Origin of the sequence: Citromicrobium bathyomarinum (genome assembly GCF_038594605.1) — a bacterium.
Classification (GTDB): domain Bacteria; phylum Pseudomonadota; class Alphaproteobacteria; order Sphingomonadales; family Sphingomonadaceae; genus Alteriqipengyuania; species Alteriqipengyuania bathyomarina_B.
Genome location: NZ_JBCFZM010000001.1, coordinates 747105 through 770499, shown reverse-complemented (window position 1 = coordinate 770499; position 23395 = coordinate 747105). Strand labels below are relative to the sequence as shown.

General features: G+C 64.3%; 26 protein-coding genes, 2 tRNA genes and 1 other RNA gene. 19 read left to right on the top strand and 10 right to left on the bottom strand.

Annotated features, from left to right (window positions below; all coding sequences use genetic code 11):
• Positions 1–60 precede the first annotated feature (60 nt).
• The 5 genes from thyA (at position 61) to AAG612_RS03730 (ending at position 5422) form a co-directional block, all read left to right on the top strand.
• The gene (gene thyA / locus AAG612_RS03750; protein ID WP_342507347.1) at positions 61–993 is read left to right on the top strand and encodes a thymidylate synthase; all 933 of its coding nucleotides are present in this window, start codon (positions 61–63) and stop codon (positions 991–993) included.
• Between the two features lie 108 nt (positions 994–1101).
• On the top strand, positions 1102–2418 hold the full coding sequence (locus tag AAG612_RS03745; RefSeq protein ID WP_342507345.1) for a thiamine pyrophosphate-dependent enzyme: 1317 nt from the start codon (positions 1102–1104) through the stop codon (positions 2416–2418).
• On the top strand, positions 2415–3518 hold the full coding sequence (locus tag AAG612_RS03740; protein WP_342507343.1) for an alpha-ketoacid dehydrogenase subunit beta: 1104 nt from the start codon (positions 2415–2417) through the stop codon (positions 3516–3518). The genes AAG612_RS03745 and AAG612_RS03740 overlap by 4 nt, the downstream gene beginning before the upstream one ends.
• 7 nt (positions 3519–3525) lie before the next feature.
• A complete protein-coding gene (locus tag AAG612_RS03735; RefSeq protein ID WP_342507339.1) occupies positions 3526–4842 on the top strand; it encodes a dihydrolipoamide acetyltransferase family protein in 1317 nt (438 codons plus the stop codon).
• Between the two features lie 4 nt (positions 4843–4846).
• Positions 4847–5422, top strand: coding sequence for a YdeI/OmpD-associated family protein (locus tag AAG612_RS03730; RefSeq protein ID WP_342507337.1), 576 nt, complete (start codon positions 4847–4849; stop codon positions 5420–5422).
• A gap of 6 nt (positions 5423–5428) precedes the next feature.
• Here AAG612_RS03730 and AAG612_RS03725 read toward each other — a convergent pair whose 3' ends face one another.
• Positions 5429–5869, bottom strand: a complete 441-nt coding sequence (locus AAG612_RS03725; RefSeq protein WP_342507335.1) for a hypothetical protein — start codon at positions 5867–5869, stop codon at positions 5429–5431.
• Between the two features lie 197 nt (positions 5870–6066).
• Between AAG612_RS03725 and AAG612_RS03720 the strand changes: the two genes are divergently transcribed.
• Together AAG612_RS03720 and AAG612_RS03715 are read left to right on the top strand one after the other, a co-directional pair.
• A tRNA-Asp gene (locus AAG612_RS03720) sits at positions 6067–6143 on the top strand.
• A 102-nt stretch (positions 6144–6245) separates the two neighbouring features.
• Complete coding sequence (locus tag AAG612_RS03715) at positions 6246–6920, top strand: glutathione S-transferase family protein (RefSeq protein WP_342507333.1); 675 nt, start codon at positions 6246–6248, stop codon at positions 6918–6920.
• 20 nt (positions 6921–6940) lie between these two features.
• On the opposite strand, the gene AAG612_RS03710 is transcribed toward AAG612_RS03715, so the two are convergent.
• The 6 genes from AAG612_RS03710 to AAG612_RS03690 form a co-directional block, all read right to left on the bottom strand.
• Positions 6941–7723 (bottom strand): DNA-formamidopyrimidine glycosylase family protein, encoded by a 783-nt coding sequence (locus AAG612_RS03710; protein ID WP_342507331.1) that lies wholly within the window; start codon positions 7721–7723, stop codon positions 6941–6943.
• A 36-nt stretch (positions 7724–7759) separates the two neighbouring features.
• A complete protein-coding gene (locus AAG612_RS03705) occupies positions 7760–7975 on the bottom strand; it encodes a DUF2842 domain-containing protein (RefSeq protein ID WP_342507329.1) in 216 nt (71 codons plus the stop codon).
• On the bottom strand, positions 7972–8547 hold the full coding sequence (locus AAG612_RS03700) for a 5-formyltetrahydrofolate cyclo-ligase (protein ID WP_342507327.1): 576 nt from the start codon (positions 8545–8547) through the stop codon (positions 7972–7974). Before AAG612_RS03700 ends, AAG612_RS03705 begins: the two co-directional genes overlap by 4 nt.
• A 121-nt stretch (positions 8548–8668) precedes the next feature.
• Positions 8669–8837: non-coding RNA, 6S RNA (gene ssrS / locus AAG612_RS16305), on the bottom strand.
• 10 nt (positions 8838–8847) lie between these two features.
• Positions 8848–9417, bottom strand: coding sequence for a cell division protein ZapA (locus AAG612_RS03695; protein ID WP_342507325.1), 570 nt, complete (start codon positions 9415–9417; stop codon positions 8848–8850).
• Entirely contained in the window at positions 9410–9610 is a 201-nt protein-coding gene (locus AAG612_RS03690; protein ID WP_342507323.1) for a hypothetical protein, read from the bottom strand. The genes AAG612_RS03695 and AAG612_RS03690 overlap by 8 nt, the downstream gene beginning before the upstream one ends.
• A 180-nt stretch (positions 9611–9790) precedes the next feature.
• On the opposite strand from AAG612_RS03690, the gene tkt reads away from it, so the two are divergent.
• From tkt to AAG612_RS03670, 4 genes are all read left to right on the top strand, one after another.
• Positions 9791–11782 (top strand): transketolase, encoded by a 1992-nt coding sequence (gene tkt / locus AAG612_RS03685; RefSeq protein ID WP_342507321.1) that lies wholly within the window; start codon positions 9791–9793, stop codon positions 11780–11782.
• Positions 11783–11799: 17 nt separating this feature from the next.
• Complete coding sequence (gap, locus tag AAG612_RS03680; RefSeq protein WP_342507319.1) at positions 11800–12807, top strand: type I glyceraldehyde-3-phosphate dehydrogenase; 1008 nt, start codon at positions 11800–11802, stop codon at positions 12805–12807.
• A 173-nt stretch (positions 12808–12980) separates the two neighbouring features.
• On the top strand, positions 12981–14183 hold the full coding sequence (locus AAG612_RS03675) for a phosphoglycerate kinase (protein WP_342507317.1): 1203 nt from the start codon (positions 12981–12983) through the stop codon (positions 14181–14183).
• Between the two features lie 4 nt (positions 14184–14187).
• Positions 14188–14652 carry a PaaI family thioesterase gene (locus AAG612_RS03670; RefSeq protein ID WP_342507315.1) on the top strand — a complete coding sequence of 155 codons (465 nt, stop codon included), beginning with the start codon at positions 14188–14190 and terminating at the stop codon, positions 14650–14652.
• A gap of 19 nt (positions 14653–14671) precedes the next feature.
• Here AAG612_RS03670 and AAG612_RS03665 read toward each other — a convergent pair whose 3' ends face one another.
• The gene (locus tag AAG612_RS03665) at positions 14672–16102 is read right to left on the bottom strand and encodes an amidohydrolase family protein (RefSeq protein ID WP_342507313.1); all 1431 of its coding nucleotides are present in this window, start codon (positions 16100–16102) and stop codon (positions 14672–14674) included.
• A gap of 144 nt (positions 16103–16246) precedes the next feature.
• Here AAG612_RS03665 and AAG612_RS03660 point away from each other — a divergent pair, with 144 nt between their 5' ends.
• Positions 16247–17140, top strand: a complete 894-nt coding sequence (locus AAG612_RS03660) for a fructose bisphosphate aldolase (protein ID WP_342507311.1) — start codon at positions 16247–16249, stop codon at positions 17138–17140.
• A 3-nt stretch (positions 17141–17143) separates the two neighbouring features.
• On the opposite strand, the gene AAG612_RS03655 is transcribed toward AAG612_RS03660, so the two are convergent.
• Positions 17144–17542: a hypothetical protein gene (locus AAG612_RS03655; protein ID WP_342507309.1), complete on the bottom strand. Its 399-nt coding sequence runs from the start codon at positions 17540–17542 to the stop codon at positions 17144–17146.
• A 93-nt stretch (positions 17543–17635) separates the two neighbouring features.
• Between AAG612_RS03655 and thiE the strand changes: the two genes are divergently transcribed.
• On the top strand, positions 17636–18313 hold the full coding sequence (thiE, locus tag AAG612_RS03650) for a thiamine phosphate synthase (protein WP_342507307.1): 678 nt from the start codon (positions 17636–17638) through the stop codon (positions 18311–18313).
• Positions 18306–19058, top strand: coding sequence for a M23 family metallopeptidase (locus AAG612_RS03645; protein WP_342507304.1), 753 nt, complete (start codon positions 18306–18308; stop codon positions 19056–19058). Before thiE ends, AAG612_RS03645 begins: the two co-directional genes overlap by 8 nt.
• Before the next feature lie 25 nt (positions 19059–19083).
• Here the strand turns inward: AAG612_RS03645 and AAG612_RS03640 are convergent, their stop codons facing one another.
• Positions 19084–19485 carry a hypothetical protein gene (locus tag AAG612_RS03640; protein ID WP_342507302.1) on the bottom strand — a complete coding sequence of 134 codons (402 nt, stop codon included), beginning with the start codon at positions 19483–19485 and terminating at the stop codon, positions 19084–19086.
• A gap of 125 nt (positions 19486–19610) precedes the next feature.
• On the opposite strand from AAG612_RS03640, the gene efp reads away from it, so the two are divergent.
• The 5 genes from efp (at position 19611) to AAG612_RS03615 (ending at position 23287) form a co-directional block, all read left to right on the top strand.
• The gene (gene efp / locus AAG612_RS03635; protein ID WP_342507300.1) at positions 19611–20174 is read left to right on the top strand and encodes an elongation factor P; all 564 of its coding nucleotides are present in this window, start codon (positions 19611–19613) and stop codon (positions 20172–20174) included.
• Positions 20175–20176: 2 nt separating this feature from the next.
• Positions 20177–20554, top strand: coding sequence for a hypothetical protein (locus AAG612_RS03630; RefSeq protein WP_342507298.1), 378 nt, complete (start codon positions 20177–20179; stop codon positions 20552–20554).
• Between the two features lie 12 nt (positions 20555–20566).
• Positions 20567–21400, top strand: coding sequence for an inositol monophosphatase family protein (locus AAG612_RS03625; RefSeq protein ID WP_342507297.1), 834 nt, complete (start codon positions 20567–20569; stop codon positions 21398–21400).
• A gap of 65 nt (positions 21401–21465) precedes the next feature.
• Positions 21466–23052 (top strand): putative bifunctional diguanylate cyclase/phosphodiesterase, encoded by a 1587-nt coding sequence (locus AAG612_RS03620; RefSeq protein WP_342507294.1) that lies wholly within the window; start codon positions 21466–21468, stop codon positions 23050–23052.
• 150 nt (positions 23053–23202) lie between these two features.
• Positions 23203–23287: transfer RNA gene (locus AAG612_RS03615), tRNA-Leu, on the top strand.
• The last annotated feature ends 108 nt before the right edge of the window (positions 23288–23395 follow it).

Genomic DNA, 23395 nt, shown 5'->3' with positions numbered 1-23395 from the left:
CCCTATAGGAACGTGCGCCGGGGGTGGCAAGCATGCATTTGCCCGCTAAGGCATTCGCGCATGAGCGATCCCCATTTCGAACAGCAATATCTCGATCTCATGGCGCGCATCTGGCGCGGCGGGGACGAGCGCGTGGATCGGACCGGAGTGGGCACGCGTGCGGTTTTCGGGACGCAGTTGCGGTGCAGTCTCGCCGATAACGCGGTGCCACTGCTGACCACCAAGCGGGTCTACTGGAAAACCGCCGCGCGCGAGATGCTGTGGTTCCTCACCGGGGAAACCAATATCCGCCCGCTGGTTCTCCAAGGCGTGAAGATCTGGAACGAGTGGCCGCACGCCCGCTATGTCGCGGAAACGGGCGACGATCTGCCGCTCGACGAGTTCGTGCAGCGGATCGCGGACGACGAGGGATTCGCCGATCGCTGGGGCGATCTCGGCCCGGTCTATGGCAAGCAGTGGGTCGACTGGCCGACCTATCGCTATCGCGCAGATGGGCTCTACGAGAAGGGCGAGGGGATCAACCAGGTGGCAAAGGTGATCGAGAGCCTGCGCACCAACCCCGGCAGCCGTCGCCATATCATCGAGGGATGGAATGTGGCCGAGGTTGGCCGGATGGCTCTGCCGCCGTGCCACAAGTCCTACCAGTTCCATGTCGGGGGAGGGGGCACCACGCTCGACTGCGTGCTCTACCAGCGCAGCTGCGATGTGGCGCTGGGGCTGCCCTTCAACCTTTTCGGTGCGGCGCTGCTCACCCGCATGATCGCCCAGCAGACGGACCTCGAACCGGGCGAGCTGGTGTGGATGGGTGGCGATACGCACCTCTATCTCAACCACGCGCATCTGATCGAGGAACAGCTTGGGCGGGAACCGCGCGGGCGCCCGGCGCTTGAAATCACAAGGCGTCCGGCGAGCATCTTCGATTATCGGATCGAGGATTTCGCGGTCGCCGATTACGACCCGCATCCGCCCATCAAGGCGCCGGTTGCGGTGTGACAGGGAAGGCTCGGCGTCGCTGTGCTTGACCACGAAGTGCTCGCGCAATATCCGGTCGCGTGAGTGAAAGAATGCGTCTCGACCCGAGAGGCGCCGGGAGAGATACGCATGGCCAAAGGGCCCCAGCGAACAAAGGCGCAGACCGACAAGCGCGACAACAAGCCGCAGCTATCGCTGCATGTGCCCGAGCCGAACTATCGTCCCGGTGCGGAAGAGGTCGATTTCTCGGCGATCGAGATCCCCGATGCCGGCGCTCAGGCCCGCCCGGACGAAACCTGCGATCCTGCCGAAACGCACGGGCTGTGCACCGATCTGATTCGCGTTCTGGGCAATGACAACAAGGCGCATGGGCCGTGGGACCCCAAGCTGGACCCTGAAACCCTGCGCGAAATGTTGCACCACTTCTCCATGGTGCGCGCCTTCGACGAGCGGATGTTCCGCGGGCAGAGGCAGGGCAAGACCAGCTTCTACATGAAGTGCACCGGCGAGGAGGCGACGAGCATCTCCACCTCGATGGCGTTGCAGCCGGACGATATGGTGTTCCCCAGCTATCGCCAGCAGGGCGTACTGATCGCGCGCGGCTATCCGCTGATCGAGATGATCAACCAGATCTATTCGAACAGTGGCGACAAGCTGAAGGGCCGCCAGCTGCCGATCATGTATTCGAGCCGCGAGCACAGCTTCTTCAGCATCTCGGGCAACCTCGCCACGCAAACGCCCCAGGCCGTGGGCTGGGCGATGGCGAGCGCGATCAAGAACGACAGCCGGATCGCCGCGACATGGGTGGGCGAGGGCAGCACAGCGGAAAACGATTTTCATGCCGCGTGCACTTTTGCCAGCGTCTATAACGCGCCGGTCATTCTCAACATCGTCAACAATCAGTGGGCGATCAGCAGCTTTTCGGGTTTCGCAGGTGGCGAACGCGCCACCTTCGCCAGCCGCGCGATCGGGTATGGTCTTGCCGGACTGAGGGTCGACGGGAATGATCCGCTGGCCTGCTACGCCGCCGAGCAATGGGCGGCGAATCGCGCGCGGACCAATTCCGGCCCGACGCTGATCGAATTCTTCACCTACCGGGCCGAGGGGCACTCCACTTCGGACGATCCCTCCGGCTATCGCAGCGCTCAGGAGCGCGAGGCATGGCCGCTGGGCGATCCCGTGGTGCGCCTGAAGAACCACCTGATCGAACTGGGCGAATGGGATGAGGACCGGCAGGCCGAGATGGACCTCAAAGCCGCCGAGAAGGTCAAGGCCGACACCAAGGCGGCAGAGAAGAACGGCATCCTGGGCCATGGCATGCACCAGCCGTTCCACACGATGTTCGAGGACGTGTTCGAGGAGGAGCCATGGCACCTCCGCGAGCAGAACGAGCAGGCTCATAGCGAGCGTGTAACCAAATATCCCGACGGGGTGCCTCACTCATGAGCGAGACTGAAACCAAGGCGTCCGCCAAGGACAAGCCAAACCCCGGGTCCGGCCGCGATGCGACCGGCGAGGGCAACGGAAACGACGAGCGTCGTCTCAACATGATCGAGGCGATCAACGACGCGCTCGACGTGTCGATGGAGCGCGACGACAATGTGGTCGTGTTCGGCGAGGACGTTGGCTATTTTGGCGGTGTGTTCCGCTGCACGGCGGGCTTGCAGGAGAAATACGGCAAGTCGCGCGCGTTCGATACGCCGATTTCGGAATGCGGGATCGTGGCGGCGGCGATCGGCATGGGCGCGTATGGCTTGCGGCCGGTCCCGGAAATCCAGTTCGCCGACTATATCTACCCCGGCTATGACCAGATCATCAGCGAGGCGGCGCGGATTCGCTATCGCAGCGCGGGCCAGTACACCGCGCCGATGACCATTCGCACGCCCTTTGGCGGCGGCATCTTTGGCGGGCAAACGCACAGCCAGAGCCCGGAATCGCTGTTCACCCATGCCTCGGGCATCAAGACCGTGATCCCTGCGACGCCCTACGACGCGAAGGGCCTGCTGATCGCCGCGATCGAAGACAACGACCCGGTCATCTTCTTCGAGCCCAAGCGGATCTATAACGGCCCGTTCGACGGCTTCTTCGACCGCCCGGTGCGCAACTGGAAATCGCATCCCGACAGCGTCGTGCCCGAAGGCCATTACAGCATCCCTCTGGGCAAGGCTCGAATGGTGACCGAAGGCGATCAGCTGACCGTGCTGACCTACGGCACGATGGTTCACGTCGCGAAGGCGGTGCTGGAGGAGAAGGGCATCGAGGCCGATATCCTCGACCTGCGCACGCTGGTCCCGCTCGATATCGAGGCTGTGGAAAAGTCTGTGAAGAAGACGGGGAAATGCATGATCGTGCATGAGGCGACCCGCACTTCCGGCTTCGGCGCAGAGCTTTCCGCGCTGGTGCAGGAACGTTGCTTCTATCACCTGGAGGCGCCGATCGCGCGCGTCACCGGCTTCGACACGCCCTATCCTCACAGCCTCGAATGGGCCTTCTTCCCGGGCCCGGTGCGCATCGGCGCCGCCCTCGACAAGCTTCTAAGCGAGTAAATCCGACATGGCGAAATTCACCTTCAACCTGCCCGATATCGGCGAAGGCATTGCCGAAGCCGAAATCGTGGCGTGGCACGTCAGCGTCGGCGACACGGTCGAGGAAGACGGCCCGCTGGCCGACATGATGACCGACAAGGCGACCGTGGAAATGGAAAGCCCGGTGGCGGGCAAGGTGATCGAAATCGCAGGCGAGGTGGGCGACACCATCTCGATCGGCGCGATGCTCGTCACGATCGAAGTCGAGGGCGAAATTCCGGACGAAGTGCTGGAAGAGAATGAAGCTCAGGCTGAGCCGGCGTCCGATCCGTCGCCCGCACCTGCGCCGAAGGACGACGAGGTCGAAACGCGCATCGAGGTCGAGAACCCCGATGCGAGCGATGCGGACGACGCGCATGAAGCCGATCCCGATCCTGCACCCGAGCAACCGGTCGAGAAAAGCGCGCCCAAGTCCGAGACCAAGGTTCTCGCCAGCCCCGCGGTGCGCAAGCGCGCCAAGGACCTCGGCATCGATCTGGCGCAGGTGAAACCGGCCGAGGATGGCCGTGTGCGCCATGGCGATCTCGACCAGTTCATCAGCTATTCGGGCGGCTATTCGCCCGCCACCGGCCCGCGTTCGGACGAGACCGTGAAGGTCATCGGCATGCGTCGCCGGATCGCCCAGAACATGGCAGCGTCGAAGCGCAACATTCCGCATTTCACCTATGTGGAAGAGGTCGACGTGACCGATCTCGAAGCGATGCGCGCGCAGTTGAACGATGGGCGCGGCGACAAGCCCAAGCTTACCATCCTGCCGCTGCTGATCACCGCGATCTGCCAGTGCCTGCCCGAATTCCCGATGATCAATGCCACCTACGACGACGAAGAAGGCGTCGTAACGCGCCACGGATCGGTCAACATGGGCATGGCCGCACAGACCGATGCAGGGCTGATGGTGCCGGTGATCAAGGATGCGCAGAACCAGAACCTGTGGCAGCTGGCGCGCGAGATCGGTCGCCTGGCCGAAGCCGCGCGTACTGGCAAGGCCAAGTCGGACGAGATGCAGGGCGGCACGCTGACCGTCACCTCGCTCGGGCCGCTGGGCGGGATCGCGACCACGCCGGTCATCAACCGGCCCGAGGTCGCGATCATCGGCCCGAACAAGATCGTCGAACGCCCGATGTTCGTGAAGGGTGCCGACGGGGTAGAGCGGGTCGAGAAGCGCCTGCTGATGAACATCTCGATCAGCTGCGATCACCGCGTGGTCGATGGCTGGGATGCGGCGAGCTTCATCCAGGCGCTCAGGAAGCGGATCGAATCGCCTGCTCTGATCCTCGCGAACTGATTCGGTGAAGACCGATCCGCGCATCGATGATTACATCGCGCGGGCGGCACCCTTCGCGCAGCCGATCCTGCGCCACTTGCGCAAGCTGGCGCATGAGGCGCTTCCCGAAGGGGAAGAGAGCATCAAGTGGTCGATGCCAACCCTTATGCTCGGGGGCAGGAATGTCATCAGCATCGCCGGTTTTGCGACCCATTGCAGCTGCGTGATTCATCACGAGGAGCACGATCGCAACGGCGAGGGGATGGGGCAGCTCGGCAAGATCGCCGATCTTGAGAACCTGCCGTCCGACGAAGAGTTGATCGCGCGGTTCCGGCGCGGAGCCGAGCGCGCTGCGGCTGGCAAGCGCCGGGTGCCGAATGCCAAGCCCACCATCGCAATGCCCGAAGATTTTGCGCAGGCTCTCGCCGCCGCCCCCGGGGCCAAGGCGGTGTACGACACCTTCACCGATGCCCAGCGGCGCGAATATCTGGAATGGATCACCACCGCCAAGCGCGAAGGGACCCGCAGCAAGCGGATCGCGACGTCGGTCGCCTGGATCGGCGAGGGCAAGCGCCGCAACTGGAAATACGAAGCCTGCTGACGCGGATCAGCGCACCACTGCGCTGTAGGTCAGAACCCCCCGGCCCTTTGCGGCGCGTGGATTCGCGACATCCCAGCGGATGTTGGTGACATCGGCGGACGTCGCGGGGCGTCCGCGCACCCGCAGCGTCTCCAGTTTTCCCCAGCTTCGCCCTCCATCGACCGAGACTTCGGGCGCCGCGCCGCCGTGGGCGCTGAAGGCCAGGGCGCGCGGTACACGGCTCGAGATCGTGAAGGGCCGGTCGCGCGGCGTGCGCCAGGCGAGCATGAGCACCACCGTATCGCCGCTTTCCAGCGTATCGGCGGGTGCGAGCACGCGCTGAATGCGCCCATCGCGCTGCTGCGAGATCTCCACGAAAACTTCGCGGTCGATCTCGACCAGCGATTGTGCGGCGGCCGTGCCTGCGGTCAGCAAGGCGGCGCCGGCGATCAGGAATTGCACACGCATGAAACGGCTCCCCCAGGCCGGTTTTCCATTCGCGGGCGACCCTTGCAGCAATTGCTCAAAATGCGGTTAAGGCGGTCCTAACCACGTTCGTACGGCACAAGGTCAAAAAGGCGTGGCGCAAGCCATTGACAGGGGTGCGGGGGTGGCTTAAGCGCGCCGCTCCCACGCAGCGGAGACACCTTCTCCCTCGTGTTTGCGCGGGTGTAGCTCAGTTGGTTAGAGCGCCGGCCTGTCACGCCGGAGGTCGCGGGTTCGAGTCCCGTCACTCGCGCCATTTCATCAAGGAATGGTGCTTTCGACGCCCAGCATAAGGCTTGCGCGATGGCGCGCGTTTCGCCACCCCGGCGGCACGAACCGCGTCAGGGAAGGCCATCCGATGATCACGCTCCACCATCTCGAATATTCGCAAAGCTTCCGCATCCTCTGGCTGCTGGAAGAGCTGGGCGCTCCCTACGACCTCAAGGTCTACGAGCGCGATCCGGAAAGCCGCCTCGCGCCCTCCGATTACAAGGCCCTCTCGCCGCTGGGTACCGCGCCCGTCATCACCGACGAAAGCGGCCTCGTGATGGCGGAGAGCAATGCGGTGATCGATTATATTCTCGATTCGTACCCCGAGAGCCCGCTGCGCCCCGCGCCGGGCGAGGCGACCCGCGCCGACTATCTGTTCTGGTTCCATGCGGGCACCGGCAGCCTGATGCCGATGCAGTTCATGAACGGCATCCTCACCATGATGAAGGCGCGCTCGCCCGCGCTGGTAAAGTCGGTGGTGGGCATCGCGACCGACAAGGTGCGCGAAATGCTCGTCGCGCCGCGCCTGAAGTTGATCTTCGACAAGCTGGAAGCGGACCTCGGTCGCAACACTTGGCTGGCGGGCGACCACCTGACCGCCGCCGATATTTCCATGTGCTATTCGATCGCTTCGGCAGACGCGCAGGGCAGGCTCGAAGGCCGCCCGAACTGCCAGCGCTGGATGAAGCAGATGCGCGATACGCCATCGTTCCAGCGGGCGATGGAGAAGGACGGGCGCGAGACTTTTGTCTTCAGTTTCTAGGCGTCTTCAGCTTCTAGACGTTATTCTTGGTGGCGGGTGCAGTGATAAGCGCTGCGCCCGCCGACCTTGGTCTTGGTGATCGTCCCGTCGCAGCGCGGGCAGGGTGCGCCTTCCTTGCGCGTATGGATCAGCCAGTCGTCGGGTAGCTGGTCATAATGCGCCTCGGTATCCATAACAGCGTGCAGGATATCTCGCATGGCCGTGCGAATTTCGCCGAGCGTGCTTTCGGAAAGATCGGTCCCCTTGCGTTCAGGGTCGATGCCGGTGCGGAACAGGATCTCGTCCGACCACAGGTTGCCGACACCGGCGATCTTCTTCTGCTCGATCAGCGCCGATTTTATCGCTCCTCGTGAGCTGCCGATCACGTCCACGAAGGCATCGCGGCCGATCTCCAGCGCGTCCGGCCCGAAGCCGATTCGTTCGATCTCCGCTTCCGGGCTGTCGACCACGCGGACCCATCCGAGCTTGCGCGGGCAGCGGAATGCCAACCGGCGGGCGCCTTCGAAGCGGATCAGGAATTTGATGTAGTCGGGCGGGCTGTCCTCTTCGTCGAACGGGCGCAGCGAGCCGCTCATCCCCAGATGGACGCACATCCACGGGCCGGTCTTCGACCCGGCGAAGATCAGCTTGCCGTGGCGGTGGGTCTGCGTGAACTGATGCCCGACCAGCCGGCCGCGCTCGTTATCGCCGGGAAGCTCGATATAGCTGGTGTCGTTGCCCGGTTCGGCCGCCTCGATCGTGCGGTTGAGGCATTCGCGCTCGATCCGCAGGCGATTGGCTTCGGCTTCGGGTGCTTCCGGCATGCACGAGAAACGTAGCCCGCGCTGTGGCAGTTCCGGTCAGCTGCGCCGGCCGCTCTCCATCCAGATGAGGAAGCGTTTGAGCGGGAGCAGCCAGATCAGCCCGAGTACGAGGTAGATCGCGGTCTGCACAATAATGTGCCAGCCACCGATCAGTTCGGGCACATAGCGCGCGATCAGGATCGCATAGATAGACAGCGCAACAAGCAGGATCAGCATGCCCACCGGGATGCGCCAATTGGGTTCGTGGCTCATGAGTCCGCTTCGTACACGCGTTGGGGTGTGACGACCATGTGCAGTTTCTGGTCGTGCGGCTCCAGCGGCACCGCGTCGATCTTTTGCGCATCCCACGCGATCCCGATCCGCAGCGCGCCGGGATGCTCGGCAATCCAGCGGTCGTAGTAGCCGCCGCCCTGGCCAAGCCTGCCGCCATCCTCGTCGAAGGCGAGCAGCGGCACGAACAGCACGTCGGGCACGATATCGTCCGCATTCTCGCCGGGTTGCATGAGTCCGTGCGGGCCTTCCACCAGATCGCTCTCGCCCAGCGGGTCGGTATGTTCGGCAAAGCGCATCGCGCCATCCTCGGCCAGCAGGCGGGGCAGGGCGACACGGTGACCCGCTTCGCGGAAGAACTGCGCGTAGCGTGCGGCGGGCGCTTCATGTGCGCTCGCGCGATAGAGGCCGATCACGGCATCTTGCGGGATGCGTTCGATGACGGGTGCGGGCGGGCGCGAGAAAACCAGTCCACGCACCGCGTCGGGGAGCGCGTCGGCGCTCTTCTTTCGGATTGCGCGCATCTGTTTTCGCAGGGTTGTCTTGTCGGTCACTGCTCGCCCCAAGGTTGTCGAAGGGCCGTTCTTCCTTCGAGAAACATCGAAAAAGGAGAAGTGCAGGGCTTCGAAGGCTCGGCCCGTGCGGCCCGTTAGGGGGCACTTCGTACAGCGAAGTGGCGGGACCACCATGGGTCGGTGCCTGGGAAATCCTCTGACGCAAAAGGTCAGGTGGGCGCCGTATACCCCGGCCCCACAGCCGAACTGGTGGACCAGGACAGGGACAGCTCCCTAGGATAAACTTATAGCCTCAGGGATGTTCTACGGCTCGTACCGGGCAGCCCCGCCATCACCTATCTAGGTGTTGGGGACGCGACCCTCAAGCTTGTCCGCACAGGATTCGAGCAGGCCCGCAAATCGCTCCAGCGCAGGCAGCAGCTCGGGATCGTCCCCGTGCGGAGCGGCCGCAAAGGGCAGTTCCTGGCTCTGCGCATCCTCGAGACGCTGCTGGAGATCGGCGCAGCGCGCCTCCAGCGTCTCGATCCGCTCCGCCTGCGCCTTGCTTTGCGCGGCATCGCGTGTGGCTGCTTCCTCGCGCGCCTGGCGGATGTCCCGCTCCAGCCGCCCTCGCGCATCGGTTGCGGAGGAGAGCGCCGCTTCCAGCCGGTCCCGTTCCTGCTCGACCTCGGCCAGTCGCGCGCGCGTGCGCGCCAGTTCGGGGTCTTCCCCGGGTGCCACTCCCGCCTTGTCGAACACCTCGTCCGCCGCGCGCAGGCACGCGAACAGCAGGTTCTGCGAGAAGCGGGGGGCAACTTCCTGATAATGCTCGTCGATCGATTCGACGAGCGCGCGCACCCGCGGCTCGTCCTCCGGTCCGCAGGAGATCGCAAAGTCGCGCCCGCCGATGGTGATTTCGACCTTACTCATCTTCCAACTCGCCGATTACCCGGTCGAGCCGGTCCAGTTCGCTGCGCACCTTGCTGCGCATCGCCTCGTGCCGTGCCGCCAGATCGCTGTCGGAAGGCTGGCCGCCTTTGACGGAAGAATCGGCAGCAGCCGCGATCCGCGCCAGTGCACGCTCGATCCGCTGGACTGTCTGTTCGAGCCTTTCATCCCTCATGCGCAGAACGTGTAAGGGGCAAATCCGCCATTCCCAAGAGCGCAAAGAATTTTTTGGACAGGTTGAGCGATCCTTGGGCCGCAAAGTGCCCCCTCGCCTTGACCTGAGCGCTTCGCTTGTCGAAGGCACTCGCATGTTCGAATCGCGGCATCCGCCCGCCGCTCAGGAGTGCCCCCACAGATGAGTCTCGACCCTGCACGCATGATCCCGATGGCCAACGCCATCCGGGCCCTGTCGATGGATGCGGTGCAAAAAGCGCAAAGCGGCCATCCCGGGATGCCGATGGGCATGGCCGATGTCGCCACCGTCCTCTGGTCGAACTATCTCAAATATGATTCGAGCGCGCCTGACTGGGCCGACCGCGACCGCTTCGTGCTGAGCGCGGGCCACGGGTCGATGCTGCTCTATTCGCTGCTGCATCTTTCGGGCTTCGCGCATCCGACGATGGAGGAGATCGAGAATTTCCGCCAGCTCGGCAGCCCGACCGCGGGGCACCCGGAGAATTTTCTGCTGCCGGGCGTCGAATGCACCACCGGTCCGCTGGGGCAGGGCCTCGCGATGGCGGTGGGCATGGCGATGGCGGAACGGCACCTGAATGCGCAATTCGGTGACGAGCTGGTCGACCACCGGACCTGGGTGATCGCGGGCGACGGGTGCCTGATGGAAGGCCTCAACCACGAGGCGATCGGGCTTGCCGGTCACCTGAAACTCAGCCGTCTGATCGTGTTCTGGGACGATAACCAGATCACCATCGACGGCAGCACCGACCTTTCGACGAGCGAGAACGTGCGCGCCCGCTACGAGGCGACCGGCTGGTTCGTGAACCAGTGCGACGGCCACGACTATGCCGACATCGCGCGCGCAATCGAGGAAGCGCTGGCCGAGGATCGCCCTGCGCTGATCGCGTGCCGCACGATGATCGGTTACGGCGCGCCCAACAAGCAGGGTACCGCTGCAACCCATGGTGCTCCGCTGGGCGCAGACGAAATCGCCGCCGCGCGCGAGGAATTGAACTGGAACGCGGAGCCGTTCCAGATCCCCGACCAGATTCGCGGCGAATGGCATTCCGCCGGCGCGCGATGCAGGGAACAGCGTTCCGAATGGTTGGCGCGGCTCGATGCCAGCGATCAGAAGGCCGAGCTGGAGCGACGCATGGCGGGCGACCTGCCCGAAGGCTTCAGCCTCGACGAATTCGTAGCCGGGTTGGTTCGTGAACCGCAGAAGGTGGCAACGCGCAAGGCGAGCGAGAATGCGCTGGCGGTGATCAACAACCGGCTGCCCGAAACAGTCGGCGGTTCCGCCGACCTTACGGGCTCGAACAACACCAAGGCCGGCGATCTGGGCGATTTCTTCGCCGACAACCGCGCCGGACGCTACGTCTATTACGGCATCCGCGAATTCGGAATGGCTTCGGCCATGAACGGCATGGCGCTACACGGCGGGGTGATCCCCTACGGTGGCACCTTCCTGGTGTTCAGCGACTATTGCCGCCCGGCGATCCGCCTTTCCGCGCTGCAAGAGGCGCGGGTGATCTACGTCATGACGCACGATTCGATCGGGCTGGGCGAGGATGGCCCGACCCACCAGCCGATCGAGCACCTGCAATCGCTGCGCGCGATCCCCAACCTGTTGGTGATGCGCCCGGGCGACGCGGTCGAGACCGCCGAATGCTGGGATGTCGCGCTCCAGCAGAAAAAGCGGCCGAGCGTGCTCGCGCTGTCGCGTCAGGGGCTCGATCAGTTCCGCACCGAGGTTGCCGAGGGCAACCAGTGCGCGCACGGTGCCTACCGGGTGAAGGAAGCCGAGGCCGAACGCCGCGTGATCCTGATCGCGACGGGTTCGGAAGTCGGCCTGGCGCTGGCCTGCGCCAAGGATCTCGAATCGTGCGATATCGGTGCCGACGTGGTCTCGATGCCCTGCGCCGAACTGTTCGACGAACAGAGCCCCGCCTATCGCGACAACATCCTGCCCAATGTCGGGCCGGACGAGGTTCTTCGGGTCAGCATCGAAGCGGGAACCACCTTCGGGTGGGAACGCTACACGATGCTCAATGGCCTGCGGATCGGCATCGATACTTTCGGCACCTCCGCCCCCGCGAAGGACGCATTCGAGAAATTCGGTTTCACCAGCGAAGCGATCGTCCCCAAGATCCTCGCCAAGCTAGAAGCATAAGTCAGGAGAACAGCATCATGGCGACCAAGGTTGCAATCAATGGTTTCGGCCGCATCGGGCGGCTTGTCGCGCGCGCCATCCTTGAGCGTAGCGATCACGATCTGGAACTGGTCGCGATCAACGATCTGGCGGATGCGGACGCCAATGCCCTGCTGTTCCAGTACGATTCGACCCATGGCCGCTTCCCCGGAACGGTCAGCGTCGACGGCAACGCGCTGGTGGTCGACGGCAAGAAGATCGCGGTGACGAGCGAGCGTGAGCCTGGCAAGCTGCCGCATGGCGACATGGGCGTGGACATCGTGCTCGAATGCACCGGCTTCTTCCAGTCGGTCGACGCTGCGAAGCCGCATCTCGATGCCGGTGCCAAGCGCGTGCTGATTTCGGCGCCTGCCAAGGGCGACCTCAAGACGGTCGTCTACGGCGTGAACCACGAAGTGCTGACCGCCGACGATCATATCGTCTCCAACGCCAGCTGCACGACCAACTGCCTCGCGCCCGTGGCGAAGGTGATGCAGGACACCGTGGGGATCGAACGTGGCTTCATGACCACGATCCACTCTTATACCAACGACCAGCGCATGCTCGACCAGATGCATTCGGACATGCGCCGGGCCCGCGGCGGCGCGCAGAACATGATCCCGACCACCACCGGCGCGGCGCGCGCGGTCGGCCTCGTCCTGCCCGAGCTCAACGGCAAGCTCGACGGATCGTCGGTCCGCGTGCCCACGCCCAACGTCTCGCTGATCGACCTGGTGTTCACGCCCGGGCGCGACACGAGCGCCGAAGAGCTCAACGAAGCGCTCAAGGCTGCCGCAAACGGCCCGATGAAGGGCGTGCTCGATTTCACCGCACAGCCGCTGGTTTCGAGCGACTTCAACCACCAGCCCGCCAGCAGCACGGTCGACAGCCTCGAAACCGCGGTTCTCGAAGGGAAGCTCGCGCGCGTCGTCAGCTGGTACGACAACGAGTGGGGCTTCTCCAACCGGATGATCGACACCGCCGGGGTAATGGCGAAGCTGATCTGAGGTCGGCGCATCCTTCTCCCGACGGGAGAAGGACAGCGCAGCTTGTCGCAGAAGCGACTAGCGAAGCTTGGATGAGGGGCTGCAAACTGGGCAGACCCTCACCCAACTCCGCCTGGCGAGCCAGCTCGCAGGGCTCCGTATCCCTCTCCCGTGGGAGAGGAAAGGATGTGACAGTGGCGAATTTCAAAACCCTCGACGATCTGCCCGCCGATCTTTCCGGCAAGGTCGCGCTGGTGCGCGTCGACCTCAACCTGCCGATGAAGGATGGCTCGGCCACCGACGTCACCCGGGTCGAGGCGGCGAAGCCGACCATCCTCGAGTTGAGCGACAAGGGTGCCAAGGTGCTGCTGCTCGCCCATTTCGGGCGGCCCAAGGGGCAGCGCCATTCGACCATGAGCACCAGCTTCGTTCAGGACGATGTCGAGGACGTGCTGGGCAAGGAGGTGATGTTCATCTCCGAGGTCTCGGGCCCTGTGGTCGCACAGTCGATCGGCATTCTCGGCAATGGCGATGTCGGCCTGCTCGACAATGTCCGCTTCTGGCCGGGCGAAGAGGCGAACGATGCCGAGTTCGCCAAGCGCATGGCGCAGCACGCCGATTTCTACGTGAACGACGCCTTTTCCGCCGCGCACCGTGCTCATGCCAGCACCGAGGGGCTTGCCCATATCCTTCCCGCCTATGCGGGCCGCGCGATGGAAGCAGAGCTCAAGGCGCTCGACGCGGCGCTCGGCAATCCGGAAACGCCGGTCGCAGCGGTGGTCGGCGGGGCGAAGGTGTCGACCAAGCTCGATGTGCTCGAAAACCTCGTCGGCAAGGTGCAGCATCTGATCATCGGCGGTGGGATGGCCAACACCTTTCTCGCCGCGCGCGGGGCCGATGTCGGCAAATCGCTGTGCGAGCACGATCTGGTCGCCAAAGCCAATGCGATCATGGACGCCGCCGATCATGCCGGATGCACCGTGCATCTGCCGTATGATGTGATGGTGGCGAAGGAATTCGCGGCGAACCCGGCAAGCTTGCGCACGAGCAATGTCCACCAGGTCGCCGAGGATGAGATGATCCTCGATATCGGGCCGCAGGCGACCGAGGCGCTGGCCGACGTGCTCAAGACCTGCCGCACGCTGGTCTGGAACGGCCCGCTCGGCGCGTTCGAAACGCCGCCCTTCGATCAGGCGACCGTCAGCCTTGCACGCACCGCTGCGGCGCTGACGCAGGAAGGTTCGCTCGTCTCGATTGCGGGCGGCGGGGATACGGTTGCTGCGCTCAACGCAGCAGGCGTAGCGGGGGATTTCACCTATGTTTCGACGGCTGGCGGTGCCTTCCTCGAATGGATGGAAGGCAAGCCGCTGCCCGGTGTCGAAGCGTTGAAGGCGTGATTCGATGAGCGAGAATGAAGGTGTGGGCGAAACGGGCGCTACCGGCCTGGTGGACGTAACCGAGGGCGAATTCGCGGGCTGGCAGGTGTGGCAGAGCGACGCGTTCGAACAGCGCGCCGGGCCGTTCTACGAAAAGGTCGATGCAGATGGCACCGCGCGGATCGCGTTCCGGGCAGAGCCGCGCCATATGAACGGCGCGGGCTTCATGCATGGCGGCTGCCTGATGACTTTCGCCGACGCCGCGATCTTCACCATCGCACGCAAGGCGATGGACGGCAGCCACGGCGTGACATTGACGCTGACCGGCGATTTCCTCGATCCCGCGCGCGTCGGGCAATTGATCGAGGCGACCGGCGAGGTGGTGCGCGCGGGCGGCAAGACGATCTTCGTTGCCGGGATCGTCAAGGCCGATGGCGCCCCGGTGCTGCGCTTCGACGGCATTATCCGCAAGGTGCGCGGCAGCCGCTGAGCGCAGGCTCTGCGCGAAACTACCGTATGCCGACCTGGCCGCTCGCCGCGCGAGCGAGCGCAGTTGGATCGTATCCGAGCCCGTTGCTGAACACGATGCGCGGGCGATTGATCGCGCTGGCATCCTTCACGAGATTACCTTCCAGCAAGACGATGTCCGCTTCGTAGCCTACGGCGATCCGGCCTATCCTGTCGCCTGCGCCCAGCGTTTCGGCGCCGTTCGCGGTCATGATGCGGATCACCTCGGGAATCGTGAAACCTGCTTCGTAAAGCAGCTCCGCCGCGCGCTGGTTGCCGTACCCGGGCACGATGTGGCGGCCCGGATCCGGCCCGGTGACCAGCGTACCGCCACGCTGCGCGAAAAGCCGTTCGAACGCGGCGATCTTGGTGTAGCGTGCGGTTCGCTTGCGTTCTTCGTCCGTAATGCTCCGTCCCGCCTCGCGCGCAGCTTCGGCCCGCGCTCGTTCGTCGGGGCTCAATGCATCGAGGCTGCGCGCATCGATATGGATTCGCGCCGGATAGCCGCTTTCGATGATCGGCAAGGTCGATCCGACCACCACATCGTTGCGGACCAGCGTGTCAACCAGCGCGATCAGGCGCCGATCGTCCATCTCCAGCGCGTCGATCGCGGCGCGGTTCGAAACGCATTCCCCTTCCGAACGGCCCTCGACGAAATCGGCCATGGCGTTCAGGCCATGCTCCACCCGGTCGATCCCCATTTCGGCCGCCTTGCCGTACGAAATACTGCACAAGTGCCCGGTCGTTCGCAGGCCTAGCCGATGCGCCTCGTTGATGATGGCGGACGCGATCGCGGGTTCGGTATGGCGGTACAGCTTGAACCAGCTGACGCCCTTCGCCGCCCACTCGCGAACGAAGGCGCGGGCTTCTTGCTCGCTCTTCGGCTTGGTCATCGGCCCGTTGCCGCCCGGCCCGGTAACATATGGTGCGCTGGCGAAAATCTCGGGCCCGAGCGCCCCGTCTTCTTCGATGGCACGCGCCAGTTCGAGTTCGCGCTCCGCCTCTGCGGCGCCTGCCGTCTGCACGGCGGTAACGCCCCCGGCCAGCCAGAGCCGTGTGGAAGAAAAGGCGGTGAAAGGCGTGCCGGGCCGATGCAGATGGTCGTGCATGCCGACGATACCCGGGATGACCGTCGCCCCGCGTCCGTCGATCCGGCGATGCCCGTCGATCGGCGCATCGGCGGTTTTGCCGACCCACGCGATCTTCCCGTTTTCCATCAGAATCGTCTGATCGTCCCTCGACGCGGTGCCAGAACCGTCGATCAAGCTTGCGCCAACGATGGCGACCTTCGCCTCGTCCACCGTGACGAACGGGCGCTGCTCTTCGCTGACGGTCAGGCGCGCAGTCTGCACATCGGCAGCCGTCGTACAGGCGGGTAGGGAGGTTAAGCTCGCGCCGGCGAGGGCAAGACATGCTGCGGGTCTGAAAAACATCGCGGGCGCTTAGGAAGCTCCGTCTGGGCGAGCAAGAATGCGAGCGGGAGAGTGCGATAAAATGCACCTACCTTGCGAGCACTGGCTTGGCTGGCTAAGCGCCCGGACACAGTTTCCCGAATTCCAGAAAGGCGTAAGGCTCCCATGAATTTCGAAGAGATGAAGGCGAAAATCGCCAAGGGCGACGGGTTTATCGCGGCGCTCGACCAATCGGGCGGCTCCACGCCCAAGGCTCTCGCCGGATATGGCGTCGGCGAAGACGAATATTCGGGCGAAGACGAGATGTTCGCCAAGATCCACGAAATGCGCTGCCGCATCGTCGAAAGCCCGGCCTTCACGGGCGAGAAGGTCGTCGGTGCGATTCTGTTCGAAAAGACGATGGAAGGCTGCAACGAGGAAGGCATGCCCATTCCCGAACGGCTTGCAGGCAAGGGCATCGTGCCGTTCCTGAAGGTCGATAAGGGGATGCACGACGAAGCCAATGGCGTGCAGCTGATGAAGGACATGCCGCAGCTGGCGCAGCAGTGCGCGCGCGCCAAGGAGCTGGGCGTGTTCGGCACCAAGATGCGCTCTGTCGTGCACGAGGCGAACCAGCAGGGGATCATGGACGCGGTCAGCCAGCAGATGGATTTCGGCCTCGAAATCCTCAGCCACGGCCTCGTGCCGATGCTCGAGCCCGAAGTCAGCCTGAAGTCGGAAACGCGCGGCACGGCGGAAGCGCATCTGCTGGCGGCCTTCCTCGACCAGCTGGAGCGCGTGCCCGAAGGACAGCAGGTGATGCTCAAGCTGACCATCCCGAGCGAGCCGAACCTCTATCTGCCGCTGGTCGAGCACCCCAAGGTGCTGCGCGTCGTCGCGCTGTCAGGCGGCTATGGCCGTGACGAAGCCTGCGCGGAGCTGGCCAAGAACACCGGCATGATCGCCAGCTTCAGCCGCGCCCTGCTCGAAGAGCTGCGCGCGCATATGGACGACGAGAAGTTCAACAACGCCCTCGAAAGCGCGATCGACGAGATTTACTCGGCGAGCGTCGCGGGCTGAGGGCTAACCACCCTCGAACGCGAAGCGGTATTCGGCGGAGCTGATCTGTTTGCCGGTCTGCTGGGCAGGCATGACCGACACCAGCGTCACGGTGACGCCGCGTACAGTGTGCGGCTCACCCAGCGTGAGCGGCTGCGTCTGGCGCCAGCCGGGCCCGTCGATCCGCGTTTCCACGACCGTGCGGCCCGCCCAAACGCAGCGCGCGTTGACCGGACAGCGGCTGTCCTCGGTTACCCGCATCGGGGTCACCACAACGCGGCCAAGCTGCACCGGGCGCAGCAGGCCGACGGTGCTGCCCTGCTGCGCGACTTCGTGGGGCGAATCGACGATCGGCCCCTTGTTGGGGACGATCGCGCAGGCGGAAAGCGGCAGGATCGCGGCGAATATCAGGGTGTGTTTCATTCCCCGGGTTTAGCGCCTGCGCGGCTTGCCCGCTGCTGAATATCGAAGCGATGGAATCGACTGGCCGCGAAAGCGGCGCTAGGTCGATTGGCGATGACCGATACCAACAGCACGATCCCGCACATTCCGACGCAGCTTTACCTCATCTCCCCGCTCGAAGTGGGTGGCGATTTCCCGCAACGGCTCGGCCGCGCGCTGGAGGCGGGGAAGGGACATGTCACCGCGTTCCAGTTCCGCGTCAAAGGCTTCGAAGGATCGGCGGGCCAGCACGAGGCGGCCGCGCTAGCCGAGCCTTTGCAGCAGATTTGCGCCGAGCATGAGGTCGCCTTCATCGTCAACGACGACATCGCGCTCGCCAAACGATTGAAGGCGGATGGTGTGCATCTGGGGCAGGATGACGGGACAGTCGATGAAGCGCGCGATGCGCTGGGCATGCAGGCCCAGATCGGCGTCACCTGCCACGCCTCGCGGCATCTGGCGATGGAAGCGGGCGATGCGGGCGCGGATTACGTCGCGTTCGGCGCGTTCTACCCCAGCACCACCAAGGACAAGGGCGATGCCGAGCGGCCGACGCCTGAAATCCTCGAATGGTGGTCGCAGATATTCGAACTCCCCAGCGTCGCCATCGGCGGGATCACGCCCGAAAACTGCGCTCCGCTGATTGCGGCGGGCGCCGACTTCCTCGCCGTGTCCGGTGCCGTCTGGAACGGCGACGAGGCGGCAGCCGTTAAGGCATTCGTCGGCGTGCTTGAGGGGCAAGAGGATGTTTGATGGGCTGAAATCTGCTAAACGCAAGACCATGGGCGCCGTGGACCGCATCCTGACGATCATCGTCACCGCCACGATCACCTCGATGGTGTGGATCGTGGCAGGGGGCAGTCTGCTGGACATGGCGGGCTCCGACAGCCAGATCGAGAAAACGCGGCCCGGCGCGGTTGCGTCAGAGGCCGCGGCGCCCCCGTTGACGCAGGAAACGGTCGCCGGAGACGAACGGGAGGCCGAAACCGCGCGGCGCTCGGCGAATGTCGCCTCGCCCGATCGCGCCAATGCAACCTCGCCGCGCGAGAAAGGGCTGGGGCAGCTGGTCATCCCCGTCCTCAATGTGCGCAAGAGCGATCTGAACGACAGTTTCCTTGCCGAGCGTGACGGCGGCGCGCGCCTGCACGAAGCGATCGACATCATGGCCCCCAAGGGCACCTCGGTGGTTGCAGCGGCGCCGGGCACGATCGAGCGGATTTACCAGTCCGAGACCGGCGGCAATTCGCTCTATGTCCGATCGAACGACAAGGAGACGATCTTCTACTACGCGCATCTCGACAAGTATGCGCCGGGCCTGAAGGAAGGCCAGAAGGTGCGCCGCGGGCAGCGGATCGGCTCGGTCGGGACTACCGGCAACGCCGCGCCCGACGCACCGCACCTCCATTTCGCGATCATGCGGACGACGAAGGATGCGCAGTGGTGGGAGCCGACCAATGCGATCAATCCGTACCCTTACCTTTCAGGCGAGACCGACTGATCAGGCCCAACGATCAGGCCGGGCGTCAGTCAGCGGGGCCGGTGCGCACGCAGCGCATCCGACCCAGCGTGCCGTCGTCCATCCGTTCGCGCAGCATGCGGCGGCCAGAACGTTCCATCCTCGTGCCCCTCAACGGCCCGCGGGTGAAGATCACCTCTGACCCACGCAGCAGGTAGATGCCGCGCTGTCCGCGTGCTTCGTAGCTCGACGCATTGAGGATCGAGAAATCCTGGTCGGGAATGCGATGCCATGCGGGGCCATCTGCCTTGCCGGGCAAAGAGCATTCGTAGGCGCCGATCGGCAGGGTCGCGATGCGGCCCGATGGCAGGGTGCTCTGCCCGCTGGCAAGGGCGACAGCGGGCAGCGCGAGCGCGGCGAGCGCGCTCGATGCCACCAACGGCGCGATGAGCTTTGAAATCGTGTCCATGGCGCTCGCTATAATACGGCTTACCTTGCCTGACCATGAGCGCTCGGCTAAGGCGCGCGACTTGCTGCCACGCTGCAATCATGCGCGCCGCAGCCTCCAATTCGCTCAGAGCCAAGGTATACCCCATGAAGATCAGCGGCGTCGACATTCGTCCCGGCAATATCATCGAATATGAAGGCGGCATCTGGAAGGTCGCCAAGATCCAGCACACCCAGCCGGGCAAGGGCGGGGCCTACATGCAGGTCGAGATGAAAAACCTGCAGGATGGCCGCAAGACCAACGTGCGCTTCCGCAGCGCCGATACGGTCGAGCGCGTCCGGCTCGACACCAAGGATTACCAGTTCCTCTACGAAGACGGCGACATGCTCGTGTTCATGGACACCGACACATACGAGCAGATCAACCTGCCGTCGGACCTGCTGGGCGATGCGCGCCCCTTCCTGCAGGACGGGATGACCGTGACGCTGGAACTGTGGGAAGAAAAGCCGATCAGCGTGGCACTTCCCGAACAGGTCGAGGCCGAGATTGTCGAGGCCGACGCGGTGGTGAAGGGGCAGACGGCCTCTTCCAGCTACAAGCCGGCGGTGCTCGACAACGGCGTTCGCATCATGGTGCCGCCGCATATCGAGAGCGGCACACGCATCATCGTCGACGTGTACGAACAGAGCTACGTCGGGAAGGCCAGCTAAGCATGCGGGCCGGGTCCATCCTCGCGCTTCTGGCGGGCCTTATGCTCGCCACGCCGGCGATCGCGCAGGAGGCTCCCGCCTCCGCAGCGATCGCTCCGGAGCAGAAGGCGGTGCTGGATCGGGCGGGCTTGATCTTCACCCTGTTCGCCAGTGCGGTTCAGGACGAGGATGTTTCCGCCGACGAAAAGAACGGTCTGATCCGCTGCCTCTATGCTGCGACCCTCGAAGAGGTCAGCAAGGCGACGGGCGAGGTTCTGGCCAAGAACCCGCAAATCGATACGAGCAAGCCGATCAACATCTACATCGTCGCCGCCATTGTCTGCGGCGCGCGCAAGCCCGGTGCATCTGCGGAGACGGTTCCGCAGGCTCCGGCAGAATAACGGGCACATATAATGGCAGCGATTACGGGTCTCATCCGCGTCATGGAACGCGCAGCACGCCGCGCAGGCGGCAAGCTTCGGCGCGATTTCGGTGAGATCGAGCATCTTCAGGTGAGCCGCAAGGGGCCTGCCGATTTCGTCAGCAAGGCGGATATGCGGGCCGAGCGCTCGCTGTACGACGACCTGCTCCAGGCACGCCCCGGCTGGGGTTTCCTGCTGGAAGAAGCGGGCGAGATCAAAGGCGAGGACGAGAATGCGCCGCGCTGGGTGGTCGATCCGCTCGACGGGACGAGCAACTTCCTGCACGGCATCCCGCATTTCGCGATCTCGATCGCGGTGCAGGAGCGCAAGCTGGACGGATCGGGCTGGGGCGATGTGACCGCAGCGGTCGTCTATAATCCCGTCACCGACGAAACCTTCTGGGCAGAGAAGACCCGTGGCAGTTGGCTGCACGATGCGCGCCTGCGCGTATCGGCGCGCAATCGCTTGCCCGATGCGCTGATCGCGACCGGGATGCCCTTCCAGGGCCATGGCAACTTTGCCGAATGGAGCCGCATCTATGGTGCGCTCGGCCCCGAGGTCGCGGGTATCCGCCGCTTCGGTGCCGCATCGCTCGACCTGGCGTGGGTCGCTGCCGGGCGCTTCGACGGCTTCTGGGAAAGCGACCTCCAGCCTTGGGATACGGCTGCCGGCTGTCTGCTGGTGCGCGAGGCGGGCGGTTTCGTGACCGATTATCGCGGTCGCAGCGAGCCGGTGCTGCACAAACAGGTGCTTGCGGGCAATGATGGACTGCATTCGAAAATGCACAAGATCATCGCCGCTTCGCTGCGCAACGCAGGGAACTGAGGCACTTCATATCAAGAGTATCTTAACGGCCACCTGATCTACTCGGTGGCCGGAAAGAGAATGATATGAAGAACTTAGATTCCAAGACCTTCTTTAGCAGGGCCGCGCGGATCGAAGCTTTCGCCATCTTCGGGTTTTTCGGCGTTCTGCTGACCGTTTCCATCGCGTTTCAGGGTTTCGAAACGGTCATAGAGTTTTCCCGGGACCATGAGTCATGGGAACTCGACGAAATCCTGACCGCGTTGATGATCATGCCGCTCGCCCTCGCAATTTACACCATCCGGCGGTTGTTCGAGCTGCGCGAGCAATTCCGGCGTCGCATCGCGGCAGAGAAAGAAGCGAGCGCGCTCGCCTTCCACGATCCCCTCACCGGCCTGCCCAACCGCCGCAAGGCCTATCAGGTGATCGAGGCAGCGACCCAAGATGCCGATACGCGGCATTTCGCTCTGGCACTGATCGACCTCGACCGGTTCAAGTCGGTCAATGATCAGTATGGCCATCTCGCCGGCGACGAAGTGCTGCTGGCGGCGACCGAAAACCTGCGTTCGCGCGTGCGTGAGGGCGATCTCGTCGCCCGGCTCGGCGGCGATGAATTCGTGGTGATGCTTGACGATTTTGCTTCCAGCGAAGCGCTCGTCGGGCGCGTGGAAGACATCGTCTCCGCCTTCGCGAAGCCGATCGAGCTGCCGTCGGTCGACAGCGCGGTGACGGTCGGCGCGAGCGTGGGCGTGACGCTGGTCGATCGGTCGGGGATCGAGATCGACCAGATCATCACCCAGGCAGACGCTGCAATGTACCGCGCCAAAGCCTCTCCCGGCCAGTCGTTCTGTTTCTTCGAGCCGGGCATGGACAGGGCGGTCACCGAACGCGCGCGGACCGAGCGTGAATTGCGCGAAGCCATCGCCGCCGACGCCATCGAACCCTTTTTCCAGCCCCTCGTCGAGCTCTCGACCGGCAGGATTCTGGGTTACGAGGCGCTCGCCCGCTGGCGCCAGCAAGACGGGGCCGTCAAAGATCCAGACGAATTCATCCCGATCGCCGAGGAATGCGGCCTGATCGGCGATCTCTATTTCGGCCTGCTGGCCAAGGCCGCGCGCGAGGCGCGTGAGTGGGATCAGGGCACCATCCTGTCGATCAACCTGTCACCCTTGCAGTTCAGCGACCCCTGGCTGGTCGGGCGCACTCTGAAAGTCCTCAATCACGCGGGCCTCTCGCCCGCGCGGCTGGAAGTGGAGATCACCGAGAGCGCGCTGGTCTCCGAACTCGAGACGGCCCGCGCGGTCATCGCGAATTTCAAGCGCCAGGGGATCAAGGTTTCGCTCGACGATTTCGGGACCGGCTATTCTTCGTTGCGCCACCTGAGCGAGTTGCATTTCGACAAGCTGAAGATTGACCGGTCGTTCATTTCGAACATCGACACCAACCTGGATAGCCAGACAATCGTGCAAGCCGTGACCTCGATGGCGCATCATCTCGGTCTCCAAGTGATCGTGGAAGGAGTCGAAACCGAGGCCAGCGCGCAGAGCGTTCGCGATTTCGGCTGCGATGTCGGGCAGGGGTTCCTTTATGGCAGGCCCGCGCCGGGCCATGCGGCCAAGCAGGAAAATTCGGACAGCGAGCCCAGCGAATCCAAGGTGGAGCGGGTTGCGTGACACCGACCGGGCGAGCCCTCGTTCCCATGCCCGCCGACGGGCCGGGCTGACAGGCGCGCGTCGCGCCGCGGAGGGAATTATGGCGTTGCCCGGCTTTGGCCGTTGATGCGTCTCGCATGCTCGGCTAGGCACCCTTTCCTTCCCTCAGGAGCCCCTGTGGTGGAATTGGTAGACGCGCTCGACTCAAAATCGAGTTCCGCAAGGAGTGCCCGTTCGAGTCGGGCCAGGGGCACCATCTTCCTCGATCTCCGGCCACCTGCTGCGATGCGGGCCGCATCCGAAGCCGAGGATTAACCTATGTAAAATTCCGCTATCGATTGCCTAGGGGGGGCACGCGCGGCTA

What these genes read in the sequence shown, in the direction of transcription:
- thiE (WP_342507307.1), top strand. Translation starts at nt 17,636, where the DNA reads ATGACCGATACCAACAGCACGATCCCGCACATTCCGACGCAGCTTTAC.
- AAG612_RS03690 (WP_342507323.1), bottom strand. Translation starts at nt 9,610, where the DNA reads ATGAGGGATGAAAGGCTCGAACAGACAGTCCAGCGGATCGAGCGTGCA.
- AAG612_RS03645 (WP_342507304.1), top strand. Translation starts at nt 18,306, where the DNA reads ATGTTTGATGGGCTGAAATCTGCTAAACGCAAGACCATGGGCGCCGTG.
- AAG612_RS03630 (WP_342507298.1), top strand. Translation starts at nt 20,177, where the DNA reads ATGCGGGCCGGGTCCATCCTCGCGCTTCTGGCGGGCCTTATGCTCGCC.
- AAG612_RS03735 (WP_342507339.1), top strand. Translation starts at nt 3,526, where the DNA reads ATGGCGAAATTCACCTTCAACCTGCCCGATATCGGCGAAGGCATTGCC.
- AAG612_RS03665 (WP_342507313.1), bottom strand. Translation starts at nt 16,102, where the DNA reads ATGTTTTTCAGACCCGCAGCATGTCTTGCCCTCGCCGGCGCGAGCTTA.
- efp (WP_342507300.1), top strand. Translation starts at nt 19,611, where the DNA reads ATGAAGATCAGCGGCGTCGACATTCGTCCCGGCAATATCATCGAATAT.
- gap (WP_342507319.1), top strand. Translation starts at nt 11,800, where the DNA reads ATGGCGACCAAGGTTGCAATCAATGGTTTCGGCCGCATCGGGCGGCTT.
- AAG612_RS03740 (WP_342507343.1), top strand. Translation starts at nt 2,415, where the DNA reads ATGAGCGAGACTGAAACCAAGGCGTCCGCCAAGGACAAGCCAAACCCC.
- AAG612_RS03640 (WP_342507302.1), bottom strand. Translation starts at nt 19,485, where the DNA reads ATGGACACGATTTCAAAGCTCATCGCGCCGTTGGTGGCATCGAGCGCG.
- AAG612_RS03620 (WP_342507294.1), top strand. Translation starts at nt 21,466, where the DNA reads ATGAAGAACTTAGATTCCAAGACCTTCTTTAGCAGGGCCGCGCGGATC.
- AAG612_RS03655 (WP_342507309.1), bottom strand. Translation starts at nt 17,542, where the DNA reads ATGAAACACACCCTGATATTCGCCGCGATCCTGCCGCTTTCCGCCTGC.
- AAG612_RS03705 (WP_342507329.1), bottom strand. Translation starts at nt 7,975, where the DNA reads ATGAGCCACGAACCCAATTGGCGCATCCCGGTGGGCATGCTGATCCTG.
- AAG612_RS03660 (WP_342507311.1), top strand. Translation starts at nt 16,247, where the DNA reads ATGAATTTCGAAGAGATGAAGGCGAAAATCGCCAAGGGCGACGGGTTT.
- AAG612_RS03725 (WP_342507335.1), bottom strand. Translation starts at nt 5,869, where the DNA reads ATGCGTGTGCAATTCCTGATCGCCGGCGCCGCCTTGCTGACCGCAGGC.
- AAG612_RS03670 (WP_342507315.1), top strand. Translation starts at nt 14,188, where the DNA reads ATGAGCGAGAATGAAGGTGTGGGCGAAACGGGCGCTACCGGCCTGGTG.
- AAG612_RS03625 (WP_342507297.1), top strand. Translation starts at nt 20,567, where the DNA reads ATGGCAGCGATTACGGGTCTCATCCGCGTCATGGAACGCGCAGCACGC.
- AAG612_RS03695 (WP_342507325.1), bottom strand. Translation starts at nt 9,417, where the DNA reads ATGAGTAAGGTCGAAATCACCATCGGCGGGCGCGACTTTGCGATCTCC.
- tkt (WP_342507321.1), top strand. Translation starts at nt 9,791, where the DNA reads ATGAGTCTCGACCCTGCACGCATGATCCCGATGGCCAACGCCATCCGG.
- AAG612_RS03710 (WP_342507331.1), bottom strand. Translation starts at nt 7,723, where the DNA reads ATGCCGGAAGCACCCGAAGCCGAAGCCAATCGCCTGCGGATCGAGCGC.
- AAG612_RS03715 (WP_342507333.1), top strand. Translation starts at nt 6,246, where the DNA reads ATGATCACGCTCCACCATCTCGAATATTCGCAAAGCTTCCGCATCCTC.
- AAG612_RS03745 (WP_342507345.1), top strand. Translation starts at nt 1,102, where the DNA reads ATGGCCAAAGGGCCCCAGCGAACAAAGGCGCAGACCGACAAGCGCGAC.
- thyA (WP_342507347.1), top strand. Translation starts at nt 61, where the DNA reads ATGAGCGATCCCCATTTCGAACAGCAATATCTCGATCTCATGGCGCGC.